This is a genomic window from Mesorhizobium sp. M0088, from assembly GCF_040322895.1.
Classification (GTDB): Bacteria; Pseudomonadota; Alphaproteobacteria; order Rhizobiales; family Rhizobiaceae; genus Mesorhizobium.
Window position 1 is genome coordinate 1 of the sequence record NZ_JAMYUI010000004.1, and the last position, 18,711, is coordinate 18,711.

Here is an 18,711-nt window from a genome sequence, read left to right on the forward strand (position 1 = left end):
CCCCTCACCCGGATTGCCAACCGAATTGCGAAGGGCAATTCGGGGCAATCCGACCTCTCCCCGAGGGGAGAGGAGGCCGTTGGCGCTAACGCCTTCCTCTTCTCCCCAGCGGGGAGAAGGTGGCCGCGAAGCGGCCGGATGAGGGGGTGCTGCGCTGGAGATTGGCGACAGGCCACAACCCAGCCAATCTCCCCCCTTGAGGGGGAGATGGCCGGCAGGCCAGAGGGGGGCGCGAAGGAACGCAAGCTTGATTCCAGCTACCGAAGTGGCGCGCCGCCTACTGCGCCGCCTTGATCTCGCTGACGATCTTCGAATAGTCGCGCTGGGCGTCGCCGACGTCACGCAACTGCTCGAACTTGACGAGATCGGCCACCGGCATCGCCATGTTGGGGAATTTGGCCAGGAAATCGGCCGGCAGGCTTTCCATGGCTGGCTTGTTCGGCACCTTGTAGTCGATGTTCTGCGCCGCCCAGGCGTGGTTCTTGGCGTCGAGCATGAAGTTGATGAACTGGAAGGCGGCATCCTTGTTGGCGGAGGCCTTCATCACCACCATCGTGTCAACCCAGAGGTCGGAGCCTTCCTTGGGAATGACGTATTTGATCTCGGGCTTTTCGGCGATGCCGTAATTGCACCAGCCGTCCCAGGCCTGCACCATCAGCGCCTCGCCGGACACCAGCTTGGAATAGAAGGTGGTGTCGTCATAGGCGAGCAGGGTCTTCTTGGCCGAGATCAGCAGATCCTTGACCTCAGACATCTTGGCCGGGTCGGTTTCGTTGACCGAATAGCCCTTGTCGAGCTGGCCGGCGGCCAGCAGCCAGCGGTCGGTCGCCAGCATGGTGGTCTTGCCCTTCAATTCGTCGGAAGGCGCGAGCAGGTCGCTCCAGCTGGTCGGTGCGACCTTCATCAGGTCCGAGCGATAGCAGAGGCCGGTGGTGCCCCAGGTGTATGGCACCGAGAATGCATTGCCGGCATCGTGCGGCAGCTTGGTTGCCTCGGGATAGAGATTGGTGAGGTTCGGTATCTTGGCGTGGTCGATCGGCTCGGTCAGGCCGAGCTTGTTCAGCACCTCGGCGAAGGGCGAAGAAACGAAGACCACGTCATAGCCCTTGCCGCCGGCGGCGATGAGCTTGCCCATGATCTCTTCATTGGTGGCGTGCACCACCACTTCGCCCGACACGCCGGTGGCGGTCTTGAAGGCGGCCATGGCGTCAGGCGCCATGTAGCCGTCCCAGTTGGAAATGACGAGGTCGGCAGCCGTCGCCGGCGCGGACAGCGCCAAGGCCAGGCCAAGTGCGATCGAAGATGTTTTCAGCGCACGGCGCCGCAGGCTGGTAGCGGTCATGACAGACTCCCATTTCGGTTGATCGTCGAATTGCATTCGCCGGACCAACGCCTGCGACCCTTGCCGCTGCCTCGATCCCGTTCCCTCGGTCTTTTTCTCGCCGATTGCCCTGACAGTACTATTGCAGAAAAAAGTACGTCAATCCATAATTTGCTAAGCGATCGTGGAATCTGGCCGATTGCGTCCGTGCGGGCGATCGGTCAGATCAATGCGGTCATGTCGTTTTCCACGAGACCAGTCATGCAAGCCGCAGCCCGACGACCTCGCACCAACCACCTCGATCTGGCGCAGCGCATCCTGGATGTGGCGCGGCAGCGCGGTTTTGAGCCCGGCGCACGCTTGCCGGAGCAGCAGATCGCTTCGTTGTGCAATGTCTCGCGCACCCCGGTGCGGGCGGCTCTCGGCCTGCTCGCTGAACGGGGTGTCGTGCGCTGGGAGGCAGATTCCGGTTATCACCTGGCCATCGACCTCACCGCGCAGGCTTCAGTCGCCACGGAACTGCCCGCCGCCGAGGAGGACGAGTTGGCCGAGGCGATCCTGCGCGACCGGTCGGCGCGTCGGCTGGACCAGACGGTGACCGTCGCGGGGCTGATACGGCGCTACAGTGCCGAGCGCAAGACGGTACTAAAAGCACTTAACAAACTGACCGAAGAGAATTTGTTGGACCGAGCGCCTGGCCAGTCCTGGCTGTTTCGGCGCACGCCCGACGATCCAGAGGCGCAAGGCGACAGCTATGAGTTCCGCTTGCTGCTGGAACCCGCGGCCATCCTGACGCCGGGCTTCCGGCTGGACGGCGCGCGGGCGGCGACGTTGCGCCAGGCTATGGAAGCGCTGGTGGCGCTGCCGGACGCCGCATTCGACACACGCGAGTTCCAGCGGCTGGACATCGATTTTCACGGCATGCTCGCCGAAGGCTGCGCCAACCGCTTCGTTGCCGATGCGCTGGCGGATCACCTCAGGCTGCGCCGGCTGCCGGGCATCTATACCGGCGTCAACGTCTTCCGCTTGCGGCAATCGCTGCGCGAACACCTTGTTATACTCGACCATCTTGAAAGCCTGCAGTATGAGGTGGCGGCCGATCTGCTTCGCATCCACCTGCGGCTTTCCCGCAACCAGCGACCGCAAGCGGCCAGTCGCGGGGCGCCCGCCCTGTTCGGCATGATCAGCCGGCCGGAATGACGAGGAATAATTGACGCGTAAAGCCAGCCCGACCATCGCGCTGTTTCCCGAAGCCAGTTTCGGCGCGGCGTTGAATTGCGTCGGCATCGCGCAGGCATTGCGTGCCAAGGGCGCCCGGCCCGTCTTCATTTGCCATGCCGGCTTTTCCGGCGTCTTTGCCGACTATGGTTTCCAGGAATACCAGCTGCCGACCGACGAGCCGCTGAGCGACAGCGAACGCCAGAGCTATTGGCAGGCCTTCGTGCGCCGGCACCTGCCGCATTTCCGGCTGAGCCCGATCGACCAGCTGGAAACCTATGTCGCGCCGACCTGGCAGGCCATCGTCGACACTGCGGTCAATGCCGAGGCGCCGCTGCGCCAATTGCTGGCGCGGCTGAAGCCGGACGCGGTGGTGCTCGACAATGTCATCATGTTCCCGGCGATATCAGCCGCCGGCTGTCCCTGGGTGCGTGTCGTCTCCTGCGCCGAGACCGAGCTGCCGGATGCCAATGTGCCGCCCTATCTGTCGGGGCTTGGCGCCGACGACCCGCAACGCGCGGCTTTCGAGGCAAGGTATCTGGCGGCTTGCGCGCCCGCACATGACCGCTTCAATCGCTTTCGCATGGATGCCGGCCTGGCGTCGCTGCCGAAGGGCCTGTTCCTCGAGGCGTCGCCCGACCTCAATTTGCTGCTGACGCCTTCGATCGTGCGTCGTGAGCGGGCCGAGCCGCTCGATCCCACGCGCTTCGTCTATCTCGAAGGCTGCGTGCGCTCGGAAGGGCCGTTCGAAGTGCCGGTGTTTCCGCGCAACAAGGGGCCGCTAGTCTATGTCAGCTTCGGCAGCCTCGGCGCCATGGATGTCGGCCTGATCGAGCGCATGCTGGTCGTCTTCGACAGGCTGCCGGCGCGCTTTATTGTCAATGCCGGCGGCCTGCGCGACGCCTACCGTGCGGTGCCGGACAATGTCTATCTCGACGCCTGGTTTCCGCAGCCCTCGGTGGTGGCGAAGTCAGACCTGTTCATCCATCACGGCGGCAACAACAGCTTTTGCGAAGCGCTGCGCTTCGGCGTGCCGTCACTGATCATGCCCTATTGCTGGGACGGACACGACAATGCGCGCCGCGCCGGAGAAACCGGCGTCGGTGACCATATCGGCCGCGACGCCTGGACCGAAGGAGTGTTGGAGAGAGCCATTCTCGGCCTGCTGGCCGACGATGCCATGCGCACCCGCCTGAAGGACAACGCAGCCCAAATGGCGCAGAAACCCGGAACGGATGTGGCCGCCCAAGCCATACTCTCCCTGATACGGACATGAACGAAATGCCTGACAACAACACGAATATCTCGCTCTCCAGCGGCAACGACGCCAAGGCCTGGCTGGCCCGGCACGGGATCAACGAAGTCGAGTGCCTGGTGCCCGACATGAACGGCGTCCTGCGCGGCAAGGCCTTGCCGACGGCCAAATTCCTCCAGGCGCTGGAAGATCGCGCGCTCTATCTGCCGAGCAGCGCTTTCCTGGTCAGCATCGACGGCCGCTACTCCGGCTCGATCGACGAGGGTTTTGCCTATTCGGACCCGGACATGCGCATGGTGCCCGATGTCTCGACGCTGTGCCTGGCGCCGGGTGCCACTCCCGGCAAGGCCTATGTCTTCGCCGATGCCTTCCATATGGACGACCGGCCCTGGATGGCCTCGCCGCGCCATGTGCTGCGCGCCGTGCTCGACCTCTACGCCAGGCGCGGCTGGCGGGCGGTGGTGGCGCCGGAGCTCGAATTCTATCTGACCGCGCCCAATCCCGATCCGGACCAGCCGCTGACCGCTCCGATCGGCGCCAATGGCCGTGCCGAGGGTGTGCAGCATCCCTATGACATGGCCGCGCTCGAGGAGTTCGAGCCGGTGATCCGCCGCGTCTATGACTATGCGGCGGCGGCCGGCCTGCCGCTCGACACGCTGATCCATGAATCGGGTACGGCGCAGCTTGAGATCAACTTCCTGCATGGCGATGCGCTGCCGCTGGCCGACAAGGTGCTGCTGTTCAAGCGGCTGACGCGCCAGGCCGCGCAGCAAAGCGGAATGCACGCCACCTTCATGGCCAAGCCGATCGCCGCACAGGCCGGAAGCTCGATGCATCTGCACATGTCGGTCATCGACGAGGCTGGCAGGACCCTGTTTGCCGGCAGCGACGATGCCGACACCGCAATGTTCGGCCACTTCATCGGCGGCCTGCAGAAATATGTCCCCGAAATCATGCCGCTGTTTGCGCCCAATGTGAATTCGTACCGTCGCATCAGGCCGAACCACAGCGCGCCGGCCAACATCGAATGGTCGCATGACAACCGCTCCTGCGGCCTGCGCGTGCCGGCCGGCGGCCGCTCCGCGCGGCGGGTGGAGAACCGGCTGCCGGGTGCGGATTCCAATCCTTACCTGGCGATCGCCGGCTCGCTTCTCGCCGGCTATCTCGGCGTCGAACAGAAACTGGCGCGCTCGGCCGAAGCGTCGGGCAATGCCTACAAGATCAAGAGCACGCTGCCGAAAACGATGGAGGAGGCGCTCGATCGTTTCGAGGCATGTGAGCCGGTGCGGGAACTGCTCGGCGAGGATTTCTTCCAGACCTATCTGCGCGTCAAGAGCGTCGAGCTCGATCTGTTCCAGGGCGTGGTGACGAGCTGGGAACGCGACCACCTTCTGCTGAAGGTGTGATCATGGCTTCCAGTTCAACGGGTTTCAATTCGGGCCTCGACATCGCCAAATCCTATTATGTCGCCACCGCCAATCCGGCGCCGGACCATCCGGCGCTGGTCGGCGACGTCGACACCGACCTGGTTGTCGTCGGCGGCGGCTGCACCGGCCTGTCGGCCGCCCTTCACGCCGCCGAGCGCGGGTTGAAGGTGGTGCTGCTCGAAGGCGGCAAGATCGGCTGGGGCGCATCGGGCCGCAATGGCGGCCAGATGATCCCAGGTTTGCGCAAGGGCGCCAAGGGCCTGGTCAAGCTCTACGGGCCGGAGCGGGCAAAGGTGCTGTTCGATCTTGCCTTCGAGGCGCGCGGGCTGGTGCTCGACATCATCGAGCGCCATGCCATCGATTGCGATCTCAGGCTGACCGGTCATCTGGTCGGCGCGGTCAACGGTTCCGACCTCAGGGATCTCGAGGAAGAGGCCGAGTGTCTGGCCACGATGATGAAATTTCCGCATGCGGAAATCCTGTCGGCGGCTGAAGCCCGAGCCAAGGTCGACACGTCCTATCATGGCGCGATGTACGAGCCGCTCGGCGGCCACATGCATCCGCTGAACTACACGCTCGGCCTTGCCCGTGCGGCAGTTGCGGCCGGCGTCACGATCCACGAGAACTCGGTGGCGGTGAAGCTGGAGCGTGAGCCTTCGATCCGGGTCTCGACGGCAAAGGGATCGGTTCGGGCCAGACATGTCGTGTTGGCGGGGGATGCGCTGCTCAATGGGCTGGAGCCGCGCGTCAACAGCCGCATCATGCCGGTCGGCAACTACATCGTCGCCACCGAGCCGCTGGAGGGCAAGCGCAATGTCATCCCGGCCAATGTCGCGGTGTCCGACACCCGCTTCGTCGTCAACTACTACCGGATGTCGGCGGATGGACGCCTGCTGTTCGGTGGCGGCGAGCGTTACACGCCGTCACCGCCGGCCGATATCGCCGGCTTCGTGCGGCCGCATATGGAAAAGACCTTTCCGCAACTTCAGGGCTGCCGCATCGATCATGCCTGGGGCGGGCTGGTGTCGGTGACGACGTCGCGGCTGCCGCATGTCGGGCACTATGGCGAGGTCTATTTCGCGCACGGCTATTCCGGCAAGGGCGTCATCCTGTCGACGCTGTCCGGCAAGCTGCTGGCCGAAGCGATCACTGGCGATGCCTCGCGGCTTGACTTGTTCTCGACGCTGACGCCGATGCCGTTCCCGGGCGGCACGGCGCTGCGTGGGCCGCTCTATGTGCTGGGGATGTTGTGGTACGCGATGCGGGATCGCATCAAGCATTGATCAGAGGCAATTGTCGACGTTAGCACTGCCCCTCACCTGCCTGCCCGGCATCCTCTCCCCGTCAACGGGGCGAGGGACGCTGTTGTCGCCGGTATCGCCAATGTTGCAGGAAAGGCGATGGCGTTGCGCCAGCTACTTTCTCCCCGTCACTATACGGGGAGAAATGCCCGGCAGGGCAATGAAGGGGCGGCGCTGGCGTTTGAAGAGGTTTCGGGCGATTGATTAGACGACAAAAAAATCCTCGATGCGCTGCCTGGCCTCAACCAGCACCGGCAGTATCTCCCGCTCCATCTCCGCCACCGAAAACCGCGCCGATTGCGTCGAGACGTTGATGGCCGCCACCGTGCGCTCCGCCCGGTCGCGGATCGGCACGGCGATCGAGCGCAGGCCGAGCTCCAGTTCCTCATCGACGATGGCAAAGCCGTCGGCCTTCGCCTTGCCGATGGCGCCGGCCAGCAGCCTGATGTCGGTGATCGTCTTCGGTGTCCGTCTCTCGATGGTCGCCTGACCGAGGAATGCGTCCAATTCCCTTGATGTCAGCCCGGCCAGCAGGATGCGCCCCATCGAGGTGCAATAGGCTGGCAGCCTGGTGCCGACGTCGAGCGACACGCTGAGGATGCGACGGCCGGGAATGCGGGCGACATAGACGACATCGTGGCCCGACAGGATCGCCGCCGAGCAGGCCTCGTTCAGTTGTGCTGCCACAGAGCGCATGATGGGCGCGGCGAAGGCCCATAGCGAGGCGCCGCCGAGCCAGGTGCGGGCAACCGTCAGCAGGCGCGGCGACAGCGAGAACACGCGGCCGGCCTGTGTTGCATAGCCGGTGGCGGTGAGTGTCAGCAGGAAGCGGCGGGCGCCGGCGCGGGTGAGGCCCGCTTCCTCCGCCATTTCTGTCAGCGTCATGCCCGAGGGATGGCGGGCCAGGATCTCCATGACGGCGAGGCCGCGCTCGAGCGAGCCGACATGATCACGGGAAACAGCCGCTTCGTCCATCTTGTCTCCGCGGAGCGGCATTGGCGTCAGGATTGACTCCTCGCCCTCGCTCAGCGTAGAAAGTATCGCATATAAAACATATGTTCGCAATACGAACTTTCTGAAAACCCGGAGCCGATGCGATGGTCAAGTTCCTGCCGCTCAAACAGGCCGTGGCCGAGAATTTGAAAGATGGCGACTCCGTCGCCTTCGAGGGCTTCACCCATCTGATCCCGACGGCGGCGGCGCATGAGGCGATCCGCCAGGGTTTTCGCGACCTGACCCTGATCCGCATGACGCCGGACCTGATCTACGACCAGATGATCGGCATGGGCATGGCGAAAAAGATTGTCTTCTCCTATGTCGGCAATCCCGGCGTCGGCCTGCTGCGGCGCGCCCGCGATGCCATCGAGAACGGCTTTCCGCGCTCACTCGAAATCGAGGAGCACAGCCATGCCGGCATGGCCAATGCCTATGAAGCGGGTGCTGCCGGCCTGCCCTGCGCGGTGTTTCGCGGCTATCGCGGTGCTGGCCTCGCGGCGGTCAACCCGAACATCAAGTCGGTGACCTGTCCGTTCACCGGCGAGGTGCTGGCCGCTGTCCCTTCGATCCGGCCTGACGTCACCTTCATCCATGCCCAGAAGGCCGACAGGAAAGGCAATGTGCTGGTCGAGGGCATCATCGGCATTCAGAAGGAAGCGGTGCTGGCGGCCAAACGCGCTGTGGTGACCGTCGAGGAAGTCGTCGACAATTTCGACGATCTGCACCCCAATCTGACCGTGCTGCCGCGCTGGACGATCGCGGCGATATCGGTCGTGCCCGGCGGCTCGCATCCGTCCTACGCGCACGGCTACTATGCGCGCGACAATGCGGCCTATCTCGAATGGGACGAGATCGCCGCCGACCGCGAGAAATTCCAGGCGTGGATGCAGGCCTACGTGATCGAGAAGAGCGCCGACGATTTCGCGGCCCGGGTCGAGCATTTGAGGAAAGCGGCATGAGCGACAATCCGGGATTCACCCCCAACGAGATGATGACCATCGCCGCCAGCCGCGCGCTGCGCAACGACGATGTCTGCTTCGTCGGCATCGGCGCGCCATCGGCCGCCTGCAATGTGGCGCGGCTGACGCATGCGCCTGACATCACCCTGATTTACGAGAGCGGCACGATCGGCACCGCGCCTGACGTGCTGCCGCTGTCGATCGGCGACGGCGAATTGTGCGAGACCGCTATCACCACCGTCGCGGTGCCTGAGATGTTCCGCTACTGGCTGCAGGGCGGCCGCATCTCGATCGGCTTCCTCGGTGCGGCGCAGCTCGACAAATTCGGCAACATCAACACCACGGTTATCGGCGACTATTTCCATCCCAAGACCCGGCTGCCGGGCGGCGGCGGCGCGCCGGAGATCGCGACGTCGTCCAAGGAGATCTACATCACCATGGCGCAGACCAAGCGCGGCATGGTCGAGAAGATCGACTTCTTCACCTCCTTCGGCCATGGCGAGGGTGGTGACCATCGAAAACGGCTTGGCATCGACACCGCCGGCCCGACGCTGCTGATCACCGATCTCGCCATCTGGAAGCCGGATCCGGTGAGCAAGGAATTCACGGTCGTGTCGCTGCATCCCGGCGTCACGCGCCAGCAGGTGAAGGACACCTGTGGCTGGGCGGTTAAGTTCGCGGAGGCGCTTGACGAAACACCGGCGCCAAGCGAACTCGAACTCAAGACATTGCGCGACCTGCAGGCCCGCACCAAGGCGGCGCATGAGGGAACCGGAAAAGCAAAGGCTGCATGACATGGCCGAGGCCTATATCTGCGACTACATCCGCACACCGATCGGCCGCTTCGGCGGTTCGCTGTCTTCGGTACGATCAGACGATCTTGGCGCGATACCGCTGAGGGCGCTGGCCGAGCGTAATCCCGGCATCGACTGGCAGGCTGTCGACGACGTCGTCTATGGCTGTGCCAACCAGGCCGGCGAGGACAACCGCAACGTGGCGCGCATGGCGCTGCTGCTGGCAGGTCTGCCGAAAGAGATTCCCGGCTCGACGGTCAATCGCCTTTGCGGCTCCGGCATGGATGCGCTGACCATCGCAGCCAGAGCCATCAAGGCCGGCGAGGCGGAGCTGATGGTCGCGGGAGGCGTCGAATCGATGAGCCGGGCGCCCTTCGTCATGCCCAAGGCCGACACGGCGTTCTCGCGCAATGCCGAGATTTACGACACCACCATCGGCTGGCGCTTCGTCAACCCGCTGATGAAGAAGCAGTACGGTGTCGATTCGATGCCGGAGACCGGCGAGAACGTAGCGGAGGAGTTCGCCATCTCTCGCGCGGACCAGGACGCCTTTGCCGTGCGCAGCCAGGAGAAGGCGGTCGCGGCCCAAGCCAATGGAAGGCTGGCGAAGGAGATCACCTCAGTGACCATCCCGCAGCGCAAGGGCGATGCGATCATTGTCAGCAAGGATGAACACCCCCGCGCTGGCTCAACGGTCGAGGCGCTGGCCAAGCTGCCGACGCCGTTCCGCCAGGGCGGCACAGTCACGGCCGGCAATGCCTCCGGCGTCAATGACGGGGCGGCGGCGCTGATCGTCGCTTCCGAGGCGGCGGTGAAGACATATGGCCTGACCCCGATCGCCCGCATTCTCGGCGGGGCCGCCGTAGGTGTGGCGCCGCGCATCATGGGCATCGGCCCGGCGCCGGCGACGCAAAAACTCTGCGCGCGGCTTGGGCTGACCCCGCAACAGTTCGATGTCATCGAGCTCAACGAAGCCTTTGCCTCGCAAGGCATAGCCGTGCTGCGCCAGCTTGGCATTGCCGAGGATGCGGAACACGTCAACCCGAATGGCGGCGCCATCGCGCTTGGCCATCCCCTGGGCATGTCGGGTGCCCGCATCTCCGGCACGGCGGCGCTGGAGCTGCGCGAACGTGGCGGCCGTTATGCGCTTGCCACGATGTGCATCGGTGTAGGCCAGGGCATCGCGATCGCGCTGGAACGGGTTTGATCGGCGGCCCTTGCTTGGCCGGCTAAGATCAAGAATCCGGTGCGCGGTTCAAATTTGACCACGTGGACAAAAGTCTGGCGTCGTTCCATACTTCCCCGTCTGACATTTTCACGAACAGCCGGCTCGACACGGCTGTCGAACAGAGGGGAATGCAATGGAAAACCGGAACAATAAATCGCAGATAAAACGCGAAGGGCTTTCGCGACGCAATGTGCTGGAGCTGGGCGCGCTTGGTTTGGCGGCTGCGATGCTGCCGGGCGCCGCCTTCGCGGCGGACAAGAAGCTGAAGGTGGCGGCGATCTTCGCCACGCCGATCGAGGAGCCATGGGACAACCAGATACATGTCGCCTTGCAGAGGGCCGAGAAGGAACTCGGCATCGAATACAAATGGTCCGAGAAGGTGCAGACCGCCGATTTCAGCCGCGTCATGCGCGAATATGCGCAAGGCGGTTATGAGCTGGTGCTGGGCGATGCCTTTGCCGCCGAGCGTGAATCGCGCCGCACAGCCAAGCAATTCCCGAAGACCGCCTGGCTGTTCGGCTCCGGCGCCGGCCCGGCGGAACCCAATTTCGGCGTCTTCGACAACTGGATCCACGAGCCGGCCTATCTCTCCGGATTGATCGCCGGCAAGATGTCGAAGTCGGGCACGATCGGCGCCGTCGCGGCGATGGGCATTCCGGAAGTCAACCGGCTGGTCAACGCCTTCTTCGCCGGCGCCAGGGAGGTCAATCCCAACATCAAGAAGAAGGTCGCCTTCATCGGTTCCTTCTTCGATCCGCCCAAGGCCAAGGAAGCGGCTGTCGCGCAGATCGACGCCGGTGTCGACGTCATCTATGCCGAGCGCTTTGGCGTCATCGAAGCGGCGGTGGACAAGAAGATCCTCGCCATCTCCAACATGTCCGACCAGTCGAGCCTCGGCCCCGACACGGTCATCACCGGCCCGGTCTGGGACATGTATCCGACGGTCGAGCAGGCGATCAAACTGGTCAGGGCCGGCGTCTTCACCGCGCAGGACTATGGCGACTTCTCGCGCATGGCCAAGGGTGGCTCGCATCTGGCGCCCTACCACAAGTTCGACAAGACGCTGCCGGCTGATGTGAAGGAGCTGGTCGAAAAGAAGAAGGCCGAGATCCTCGAAGGCAATTTCCGGGTGGATGTGGACGAGAATACGCCGGTTTCGGATTGACGCTCTGGCTTTTGGGGTTGGTGCTAGGCGCCCCCCCTCTGTCCTGCCGGACATCTCCCCCTCAAGGGGGGAGATTGGCGGCTTTGTCGGCGGCACTCCTGCTTCGGCGTAGAAAATTGGCGAAAGCCGAAATGACATCCGATCTCCCCCCTTGAGGGGGAGATGGCCGGCAGGCCAGAGGGGGGTGCGGCGCATCCCTCTCAATCAAAGCTGAACCGCAAAGCCAACTCCGATCAGGAGCATCCTTGCCCTTGCCCGCCCCCCTCATCGAAATGCGCGGCATCACCAAGAGCTTCGGCGCCGTCAAGGCGAACGAGGCCGTCGATCTCAGCGTCGCGCCCGGCGAAATCCTGGGGTTGCTGGGTGAGAACGGCGCCGGCAAGACGACGCTGATGAATGTGCTGTTCGGCGCCTATGCGCCCGATGCTGGGGAAATCCTCATCCAGGGCAAGCCGGTGCGGATCACCAGTTCCGCCGATGCGCTGGCCGCCGGCATCGGCATGGTGCACCAGCATTTTCACCTCGCGCCGCGGCTGACTGTGCTGGAAAACCTTTTGATCGGCATCCCCGGCAAGACAGGACGGATCGACCGCGCCGGCGGGCTGGCGCGGCTGGCCGAGATCGGCCGCCAGCATGGGCTGATGCTTGACCCGAACCTGCCGGTCTCGGCGCTGTCGGTGGGCGAGCAGCAGCGGCTCGAAATCGTCAAGGCTCTGTTTCGTGGCGCCAGGCTGCTGATCCTCGACGAGCCGACAGCGGTGCTGGCGCCAAGCGAGGTCGACGGGCTGTTTTCGGCGTTGCGTTCTATGGCGGCGCAAGGTCTCGGCATCATCTTCATCTCGCACAAGCTCAACGAGGTGCGGGCGCTGACGCATCGCTGCACGGTGCTGCGGCATGGCCGCGTTGCCGGCCGCGTCGATGACCCCGCCAACACGACATCCTCGGAGATGGCAACACTGATGTGTGGCCATGAGATCGTGCCGCCGGCGCGGGGGCCATCGACGCCAGGTGCTGATGTGCTGACACTCGACGGCATTTCCACCTCGCATCATTCCGGCACGCCGCTGCGCGACGTATCGCTTGCCGTCCGTGCCGGCGAAATCCTCGGCATTGCCGGGGTGTCGGGCAATGGCCAGCGGGCGCTGGCGGAGGTGATCTCCGGCGTGCGGGCGCCCGATGCCGGACGGATGACGATTGCCGGCCAAAAGGTCTCGCGGTTTTCGCCGCGCGAGGTGCAGGCGCTCGGGCTCGGACGTATCCCGGAAGACCGCATGACCACAGGGCTGGTGACCAATCTGCCACTCGCCGATTCGATGGTGCTGCCTCGCATCGGCACCGCGGCGTTCAGCAGCAAGGGCCTGCTCAAGCCGGATGCGATCCGCGCCTTTGCCGAGGCGCAGATCAAGGCCTATGATATCAGGTGCCCTGGGCCGATGACCCGGGCCGGCGCATTGTCCGGCGGCAATCTGCAGAAGGCATTGTTGGCACGCGAGCTTGCCTTCGATCCGAAGGTGCTTGTTGTCTCGCAGCCGACGCGCGGGCTTGACATCGGTGCCGCCCGCTTCATCCATGAAAAGTTTCTCGACATGCGGGCCAAGGGCTGCGGCATCATCGTCATTGGCGAGGATCTCGAAGAGCTGCTGGTGCTCTGCGACCGCATCGCGGTGATGTATGAAGGCCGCATCGTCGGCACGCTCGACAGCGCCGATGCGACGATCGCGCGGCTCGGCCTGATGATGACCGGGGCGGAGGGAAGAGCCTAGATGGACCTTCCGGCGGCGCTGACCCCCACCCCTAACCCCTCCCCACAAGGGGGAGGGGGATGCTGCCGCGCGCCGCTCACACAGCTTCCGAGCCCGGACTTCTGCTGTTTTGTCGTGGTCGGCGCCTGCGAGAGTTCCCCTCCCCCTTGTGGGGAGGGGCTAGGGGTGGGAGTCCCTCTTCGTCAGAATTCTTGTTCGACAGACAGAACAGAGGGTGCCGCCTAATGTTCCGCCTGGAAGCCCGCACAAGCACACCTGCCTGGTTCAACCTCGCTCTGCCATTGCTGGCGATCGGCGGGACGCTCATCCTATGCAGCGGCCTCATCGCGCTGGCCGGCGCCGGCGTGCTCGAAGCTTATGGCGTGATGTTCACGGCGTCGCTGGGCGACAGCTATGCGATCACCGAAACGATGGTGCGTGCAACACCGATGATCTTCACCGGACTGGCGGTCGCGGTCGCCTTCCGGGCCAAATTCTGGAACATCGGCGCCGAGGGGCAATTGCTGGCCGGGGCGGTGGCCAGCTGCTTTGTCGGCGCCATTCCAATGCCGGGGCCGCTCGCCATGGTCTTGATGGCGGTGGCCGGAGCCGCGGCGGGAGCCGCAGTCGCGCTGGTGCCGGCGACGCTCAGAGTAAAATTCAAGGTCGACGATGTCGTCAGTTCGCTGCTGCTCAACTCGGTCATCTATTACGCCTTGATGGCGCTGATCGAAGGACCGTGGAAGGATTCCTTCAGCGGCTATCCGATCTCGCCGCCGATCGAGGATTCGGCCAATTTCCCGGTGCTGCTCGAAGGCACAAGACTGCATCTCGGCGTCGTCGCGGCGCTGATCGCGGCGCCGCTGATCTGGTTCCTGATCGTGCGCACGACGCTCGGCTTCCGCATCAGGGTCACCGGCGAAAACCCGGAAGCGGCGCGCTATGGCGGCATCCATGTCGAGCGCGTGCTGATCTCAACGGCGCTGCTGTCCGGCGCGCTGGCAGGGTTGGCCGGCGTCGGCGAGGTCGGCGGCGTGCATTTCCAGGTGATGAGCGACATCTCGCCGGGTTACGGCTATTCGGGCATCGTCGTTGCCATGCTGGCGCGGCTCAATCCGCTCGGCGTGGTGCCGGCGGCGATCTTCCTTGCCGCCGTGATGACCGGCGCCGAGGCGATGTCGCGGGCGACCGGCGTTCCGGCCTTCCTCAGTGACGTCATCCAGGGCACCGCATTGCTTGCCATGCTGGTGGCGCTGCTGTTCACCGCCTATCGCATCCGTCGCGTCGGAGTTGCCCGATGAGCGCGGTGTTCGAACAGATCTTCCAGGTCGGCTTCCTGGCCGCGATCATCCGCATTGCCACGCCGCTGGCTTTCGCGACGCTCGGCGAAATGTTCTCGGAGCGGGCTGGCGTGCTCAATCTCGGCATCGAAGGCATCATGCTGTTGTCGGCGATGACCGGCTTCACCGCCGCCAGCCTCAGCGGCAGCCTGTGGCTCGGCGTGCTGGCTGCGGTGCTGACCGGCATGCTGATGGGCGCGCTGCATGCGCTGTTCACCGTGGCGCTCGGCCTCAGCCAGCATGTCTGCGGCATCGGCGTGACGCTGTTCTCGTCGGGCCTCGCCTATTTCCTCTACCGGCTGATCTTCGGCCAGCAGTCGGTGCCGCCCAACATCAAGGGGTTTCAGACACTGCCGATCCCGCTTCTGTCGGACATCCCGGTGCTCGGGACGGCGGTGTTCAACCAGTTCGCGCTGGTCTACATGGCGATCCTGGCCATTCCGCTCGCCGCCTTCGTGCTCTACCGCACGCCATGGGGCCTGTCGGTGCGCATGGTCGGCGAAAACCCGCGCGCCGCGGATTCAGCGGGGGTCAGCGTCATTGCCACGCGCTTCCAGGCGGTCATCCTCGGCGGTGCGCTGATGGGGCTGGCCGGCGCCTTCCTGTCGATGGCGCAGTTCAACGCCTTCACCTTCGGCGTCGTCTCGGGGCGTGGCTGGGTGGCGATCGCGCTGGTCGTGTTTGGCCGCTGGGATCCGTGGCGCTCGGCGGGGGCGGCGCTGCTGTTCGCCTTCGTCGATGCGCTGCAGCTGCGCATGCAGGCCAGCGGGCTCGGCCACATCCCCTACGAGGCGTTCCTGATGCTGCCGTTCATCTTCACCATCGTCGCCATGGCGGTGATGTCGCGCAACGCGACGGCACCGTCGGCGCTGCTCAAGCCGTTTCGACGGGAAGAACGGTAGACGAGCAGGACTGGTGCCTTTCCTCTCCCCCGATCGACGGGGTAGAGGAAGGGCGACAAGCTGTCCCTGGGACGAAGAACCTGTCCCTGGAAAGCCTCAGATCGCCGTAAAACCGTTGTCGACGAACAGATGCGTGCCGTTGACGAAGCTCGACTCGTCGCTGGCCAGGTAGAGCGCTGCCCTCGCCACCTCTTCCGGCTCGCCGATGCGGCCCTGCTGCGCGGCCAGTGCCGCGTCGGAGACGTCGACGCCGAGCCTGCCGAGGTCGGCGACCTCGCGCAGGCCGTGCGGTGTGCGGATGAAGCCGGGGCAGACGGCGTTGCAGCGGATGTTGCGGTCGCGGAACTCGACGGCGATGGCGCGGGCGAACATGTGGCAGGCGCCCTTGGTGGTGTCGTAGAGCACTTCGTTGGGAGTCGCCGCCACCGCCGAGATCGACGAAGTACAGACGATCGAGCCGCCGCCGGCCGCAATCATGCCGGGCAAAACGGCGCGCGTCATCAGGAACATCGAGCGCACATTGACGGCATGCAGCCAATCCCATTCCTGCACCGTGGTCTCCAGGAAGGGCTTTATCACGATGGTGCCGGCGTGGTTGAACAGCACGGTGACCGGTCCGAGTTTTTCGATAGCACCCTTCACGGCCGCTTCGACCTGTGCCTCGTCGGAGACGTCGGCGACAAAATGCTCGGCGAGATGGCCGCGCGCCCTGATTGTCGCCGCGGTTGCGGCGGCCGCCTCGCCGTTGCGGTCGATGATCGCCACCTTGGCGCCTTCGGCGGCGAACAGCTCCGAAGCCGCTCCACCCATTCCCGTCGCTCCTCCCGAAATGATGGCGACCTTGCCGGCCAGTCTTGTGCCCATTTTTCTGCCCCCTGTGTGGCGATTTCGCTTTGCTGGTGGGCGATGCTACCGCGCCGGCGCCGGGCGGCCAATCCACGAATTGAGCGCAGCGAAAGCAAGGCCATAGGTCCATTCGGACGCAGAAGCGAAAACGGACGCTCCATATGGATCGGCCGTTGGAGTGCTCCCTCTAAGCAAGTGTCTACCAATTTCCAGCACCATAGGAGAAAATTATTCTATCTTTGGCCAAAAAATAGCAATCGACAAAGTCTACAAGTTTTATAGATTAACCGCCGAGACGGAGGTCGATATGTCCTATATCCAGAACGCCCAGACGGATCGCAGTGATCAGCGGTCGGCCAATGCCCAGGCCTTTCGCCCGGCCTATGCCGGGGCTTTCGCCTATCTCGTCTTTGCCCTTGCGTTCGTGTTCACCGGGGCCGTTGTGCTGGGCCTTATTCCCTGAGTCTTCAGATCGACCGGGCTTAGCTGCCACCGCTTTCAGGCAATCGGAGTTGAATGAACCGAATCCTCGGCGTGCTTTCGCGCGCCCGACACCACGGAGGACATGGCAATGCCGATCGAGTTCACGCATATTCCCGGTAAGACCGCCGATGCCGCGGTTCCCTTTTTCTACGACTTTGCCGAGACCGCGACCAAGCTCGGGCTGATCGAGGATGGCGGCTTCCGCAAGATCGTCATCGACGATTCGGCCGGACTGCTGACCAACATGGATCTTGCGGCCCAGGTGCTCGATCGCACCTCGTCACTGGAAGTCGTGCTCACCCATTGGGCGGGCGTGGTCGAACCGACCGTGGCGGCCCGCCAACTGGCGTCGATCGACAGGAAAAGCGGTGGGCGCCTGGCGCTGAGAATGATCAGCGAGCCGCTGAGCGACGCCGACGCCGAAACACGGCCGGTCGGGCACACCGTCATCTGGCAGCGCATCGACGAATATCTGGTGCTGCTGAAGCGGCTGTGGTCGAACGACCGGCCCTTCGACCACGAAGGAACGTTCTACAGCATCAAGGGCGGCTATGTGCCGCGCAAGGGACCGCACGGCGCCGACCTGGTCATCCGCATGGGCGGGCAGTCCGGAACGGCACTCAAAGTTGCCGGCCGGCATGCCGATGTCTTTGAATTGGCGCCCGGCTCGATCGACGAGATCCGGCAATTGATGGAGCGGGTGCGCCGCTCCGCCGCCGAACATGGCCGGGCCGGCAAGCTGCGCTTCGCGCTTCCGGTCGGGATTCACCAAGGTGTTTCCGCCTCCGGCCACAAGGCGGTCGATGTTGCCGGGCCGCCAGCCCAGGCCGCCCTGTCGCTGCTTGCGTATGCAGCCCTTGGGATCGATGAATTCATGATTGTCGGCGTCGACACGCCACGCGAGATCGCAATACTCGGCCGGGAAACGATCGCTCTGCTGCGCAATTCGCTGGCGCGTCGCGAACACGAGGCATTCCAGCCTGGGGCATATGCGTCTCGTGCAGGATTGGAGACGCGGGCAACGGGCTGAAGTTCTTCAGCCTTTTGTTGCCTCGGGCCTGTCGCCAAGCCGCGACAGGCCTTCAATGACGGCGGCTGCATCCGCCAGCACTCCGAAGACGCCGTCCTCAACCGTCACCATGTGAAGCGCTGCCTCATGCACCTTTTGGTCGCCGCTGGCGCAGGCGTCCGAAATCGTCAGGCATTGGAAATTGCGGTCGCAGGCCTCGCGCAGCGTGGTGTGGACGCAGACATCCGTGGTGCATCCGGAAAACATGAGATGCGTGATGCCTTGCGCGCGGAGCACTAGCTCGAAATCCGTATAAATGAAGGCGCTGTTGCAGGTCTTGTCGACAATGATGTCCTGCGGCGCCACGTCGATCTCCGGAACGATCTGGAACCCCGTGCCCGAGCGCAGCAGGATATCGGTGCCGTCGAGACCGGCGCGCTTGCGGCGCCATTTTTCGTAAGGCGTCATATCGGCCATGTCGGCCCGATAGCCCTGCCTGGTGTGGATGACCCTGACGCCGGCCTTGCGCGCGGCAGCGATCAGCCGGCTCACCGTCGGCAGGATCGCCCTTAGGGGCGACGGGTCATAGCCCTGCCTGGCGAAGTAGCCTGTCGTCGACAGGAAATCCTGCTGCAGGTCGATGACGACCAGTGCGGTGTTTTCGGCCACCAGCGCGCCGTCATAGGGGAAATCGAAGGGCGTTGCCTTGATCATCCGGGGCTCCC

Annotated in this window: 17 protein-coding genes; 13 read left to right on the plus strand and 4 right to left on the minus strand. The window is 64.3% G+C overall.

Going from position 1 to position 18,711, the window contains the following annotated elements; all coding sequences use genetic code 11:
• Nucleotides 1-277: 277 nt before the first annotated feature.
• Entirely contained in the window at nt 278-1,342 is a 1,065-nt protein-coding gene (locus tag NKJ67_RS05835) for a polyamine ABC transporter substrate-binding protein (protein WP_352580785.1), read from the minus strand.
• 18 nt (nt 1,343-1,360) lie between these two features.
• Here NKJ67_RS05835 and NKJ67_RS05840 point away from each other — a divergent pair, with 18 nt between their 5' ends.
• Genes NKJ67_RS05840 through NKJ67_RS05855 form a run of 4 tightly spaced genes read left to right on the plus strand, consistent with a single transcriptional unit; the run spans nt 1,361 to nt 6,504 of the window.
• Nucleotides 1,361-2,521, plus strand: coding sequence for a GntR family transcriptional regulator (locus tag NKJ67_RS05840; RefSeq protein WP_352580786.1), 1,161 nt, complete (start codon nt 1,361-1,363; stop codon nt 2,519-2,521).
• 10 nt (nt 2,522-2,531) lie between these two features.
• Nucleotides 2,532-3,815 (plus strand): nucleotide disphospho-sugar-binding domain-containing protein, encoded by a 1,284-nt coding sequence (locus NKJ67_RS05845; protein ID WP_352580787.1) that lies wholly within the window; start codon nt 2,532-2,534, stop codon nt 3,813-3,815.
• Nucleotides 3,816-3,820: 5 nt separating this feature from the next.
• On the plus strand, nt 3,821-5,200 hold the full coding sequence (locus tag NKJ67_RS05850; protein ID WP_352580926.1) for a glutamine synthetase family protein: 1,380 nt from the start codon (nt 3,821-3,823) through the stop codon (nt 5,198-5,200).
• A gap of 2 nt (nt 5,201-5,202) precedes the next feature.
• Nucleotides 5,203-6,504 carry an NAD(P)/FAD-dependent oxidoreductase gene (locus tag NKJ67_RS05855; protein ID WP_352580788.1) on the plus strand — a complete coding sequence of 434 codons (1,302 nt, stop codon included), beginning with the start codon at nt 5,203-5,205 and terminating at the stop codon, nt 6,502-6,504.
• 222 nt (nt 6,505-6,726) lie between these two features.
• On the opposite strand, the gene NKJ67_RS05860 is transcribed toward NKJ67_RS05855, so the two are convergent.
• Nucleotides 6,727-7,497 carry an IclR family transcriptional regulator domain-containing protein gene (locus NKJ67_RS05860; protein ID WP_352580789.1) on the minus strand — a complete coding sequence of 257 codons (771 nt, stop codon included), beginning with the start codon at nt 7,495-7,497 and terminating at the stop codon, nt 6,727-6,729.
• Between the two features lie 122 nt (nt 7,498-7,619).
• Here NKJ67_RS05860 and NKJ67_RS05865 point away from each other — a divergent pair, with 122 nt between their 5' ends.
• The 7 genes from NKJ67_RS05865 to NKJ67_RS05895 all read left to right on the plus strand — a co-directional run bounded on the left by NKJ67_RS05865 (nt 7,620) and on the right by NKJ67_RS05895 (nt 15,648).
• Complete coding sequence (locus NKJ67_RS05865; RefSeq protein WP_292679956.1) at nt 7,620-8,477, plus strand: CoA transferase subunit A; 858 nt, start codon at nt 7,620-7,622, stop codon at nt 8,475-8,477.
• A complete protein-coding gene (locus tag NKJ67_RS05870; protein ID WP_127383211.1) occupies nt 8,474-9,271 on the plus strand; it encodes a CoA-transferase subunit beta in 798 nt (265 codons plus the stop codon). The genes NKJ67_RS05865 and NKJ67_RS05870 overlap by 4 nt, the downstream gene beginning before the upstream one ends.
• A gap of 1 nt (nt 9,272) precedes the next feature.
• Nucleotides 9,273-10,478, plus strand: coding sequence for a 3-oxoadipyl-CoA thiolase (gene pcaF / locus NKJ67_RS05875; RefSeq protein WP_127808759.1), 1,206 nt, complete (start codon nt 9,273-9,275; stop codon nt 10,476-10,478).
• Between the two features lie 154 nt (nt 10,479-10,632).
• Nucleotides 10,633-11,664 carry a BMP family protein gene (locus tag NKJ67_RS05880; RefSeq protein WP_127808760.1) on the plus strand — a complete coding sequence of 344 codons (1,032 nt, stop codon included), beginning with the start codon at nt 10,633-10,635 and terminating at the stop codon, nt 11,662-11,664.
• A gap of 251 nt (nt 11,665-11,915) precedes the next feature.
• Nucleotides 11,916-13,427, plus strand: coding sequence for an ABC transporter ATP-binding protein (locus NKJ67_RS05885; RefSeq protein WP_352580790.1), 1,512 nt, complete (start codon nt 11,916-11,918; stop codon nt 13,425-13,427).
• Between the two features lie 224 nt (nt 13,428-13,651).
• Nucleotides 13,652-14,707 carry an ABC transporter permease gene (locus NKJ67_RS05890; RefSeq protein ID WP_127323093.1) on the plus strand — a complete coding sequence of 352 codons (1,056 nt, stop codon included), beginning with the start codon at nt 13,652-13,654 and terminating at the stop codon, nt 14,705-14,707.
• A complete protein-coding gene (locus NKJ67_RS05895) occupies nt 14,704-15,648 on the plus strand; it encodes an ABC transporter permease (RefSeq protein ID WP_128289966.1) in 945 nt (314 codons plus the stop codon). Before NKJ67_RS05890 ends, NKJ67_RS05895 begins: the two co-directional genes overlap by 4 nt.
• A 96-nt stretch (nt 15,649-15,744) precedes the next feature.
• On the opposite strand, the gene NKJ67_RS05900 is transcribed toward NKJ67_RS05895, so the two are convergent.
• Nucleotides 15,745-16,512 (minus strand): SDR family NAD(P)-dependent oxidoreductase, encoded by a 768-nt coding sequence (locus NKJ67_RS05900; protein WP_352580791.1) that lies wholly within the window; start codon nt 16,510-16,512, stop codon nt 15,745-15,747.
• Between the two features lie 289 nt (nt 16,513-16,801).
• Between NKJ67_RS05900 and NKJ67_RS05905 the strand changes: the two genes are divergently transcribed.
• Both NKJ67_RS05905 and NKJ67_RS05910 read left to right on the plus strand, forming a co-directional pair.
• Entirely contained in the window at nt 16,802-16,957 is a 156-nt protein-coding gene (locus NKJ67_RS05905; protein WP_127269069.1) for a hypothetical protein, read from the plus strand.
• A 108-nt stretch (nt 16,958-17,065) separates the two neighbouring features.
• A complete protein-coding gene (locus tag NKJ67_RS05910; protein WP_352580792.1) occupies nt 17,066-18,007 on the plus strand; it encodes an LLM class flavin-dependent oxidoreductase in 942 nt (313 codons plus the stop codon).
• A 6-nt stretch (nt 18,008-18,013) separates the two neighbouring features.
• Here the strand turns inward: NKJ67_RS05910 and NKJ67_RS05915 are convergent, their stop codons facing one another.
• Nucleotides 18,014-18,700 carry a cysteine hydrolase family protein gene (locus tag NKJ67_RS05915; RefSeq protein WP_352580793.1) on the minus strand — a complete coding sequence of 229 codons (687 nt, stop codon included), beginning with the start codon at nt 18,698-18,700 and terminating at the stop codon, nt 18,014-18,016.
• Nucleotides 18,701-18,711 lie beyond the last annotated feature (11 nt).

Excerpts from the sequence above, each read along its gene's own strand:
- NKJ67_RS05880 (WP_127808760.1), top strand. The coding sequence starts at position 10,633 with ATGGAAAACCGGAACAATAAATCGCAGATAAAACGCGAAGGGCTTTCG.
- NKJ67_RS05905 (WP_127269069.1), top strand. The coding sequence starts at position 16,802 with ATGTCCTATATCCAGAACGCCCAGACGGATCGCAGTGATCAGCGGTCG.
- NKJ67_RS05890 (WP_127323093.1), top strand. The coding sequence starts at position 13,652 with ATGTTCCGCCTGGAAGCCCGCACAAGCACACCTGCCTGGTTCAACCTC.
- NKJ67_RS05915 (WP_352580793.1), bottom strand. The coding sequence starts at position 18,700 with ATGATCAAGGCAACGCCCTTCGATTTCCCCTATGACGGCGCGCTGGTG.
- NKJ67_RS05895 (WP_128289966.1), top strand. The coding sequence starts at position 14,704 with ATGAGCGCGGTGTTCGAACAGATCTTCCAGGTCGGCTTCCTGGCCGCG.
- NKJ67_RS05865 (WP_292679956.1), top strand. The coding sequence starts at position 7,620 with ATGGTCAAGTTCCTGCCGCTCAAACAGGCCGTGGCCGAGAATTTGAAA.
- NKJ67_RS05850 (WP_352580926.1), top strand. The coding sequence starts at position 3,821 with ATGCCTGACAACAACACGAATATCTCGCTCTCCAGCGGCAACGACGCC.
- NKJ67_RS05855 (WP_352580788.1), top strand. The coding sequence starts at position 5,203 with ATGGCTTCCAGTTCAACGGGTTTCAATTCGGGCCTCGACATCGCCAAA.
- NKJ67_RS05860 (WP_352580789.1), bottom strand. The coding sequence starts at position 7,497 with ATGGACGAAGCGGCTGTTTCCCGTGATCATGTCGGCTCGCTCGAGCGC.
- NKJ67_RS05870 (WP_127383211.1), top strand. The coding sequence starts at position 8,474 with ATGAGCGACAATCCGGGATTCACCCCCAACGAGATGATGACCATCGCC.
- NKJ67_RS05835 (WP_352580785.1), bottom strand. The coding sequence starts at position 1,342 with ATGACCGCTACCAGCCTGCGGCGCCGTGCGCTGAAAACATCTTCGATC.
- NKJ67_RS05910 (WP_352580792.1), top strand. The coding sequence starts at position 17,066 with ATGCCGATCGAGTTCACGCATATTCCCGGTAAGACCGCCGATGCCGCG.
- pcaF (WP_127808759.1), top strand. The coding sequence starts at position 9,273 with ATGGCCGAGGCCTATATCTGCGACTACATCCGCACACCGATCGGCCGC.
- NKJ67_RS05900 (WP_352580791.1), bottom strand. The coding sequence starts at position 16,512 with ATGGGCACAAGACTGGCCGGCAAGGTCGCCATCATTTCGGGAGGAGCG.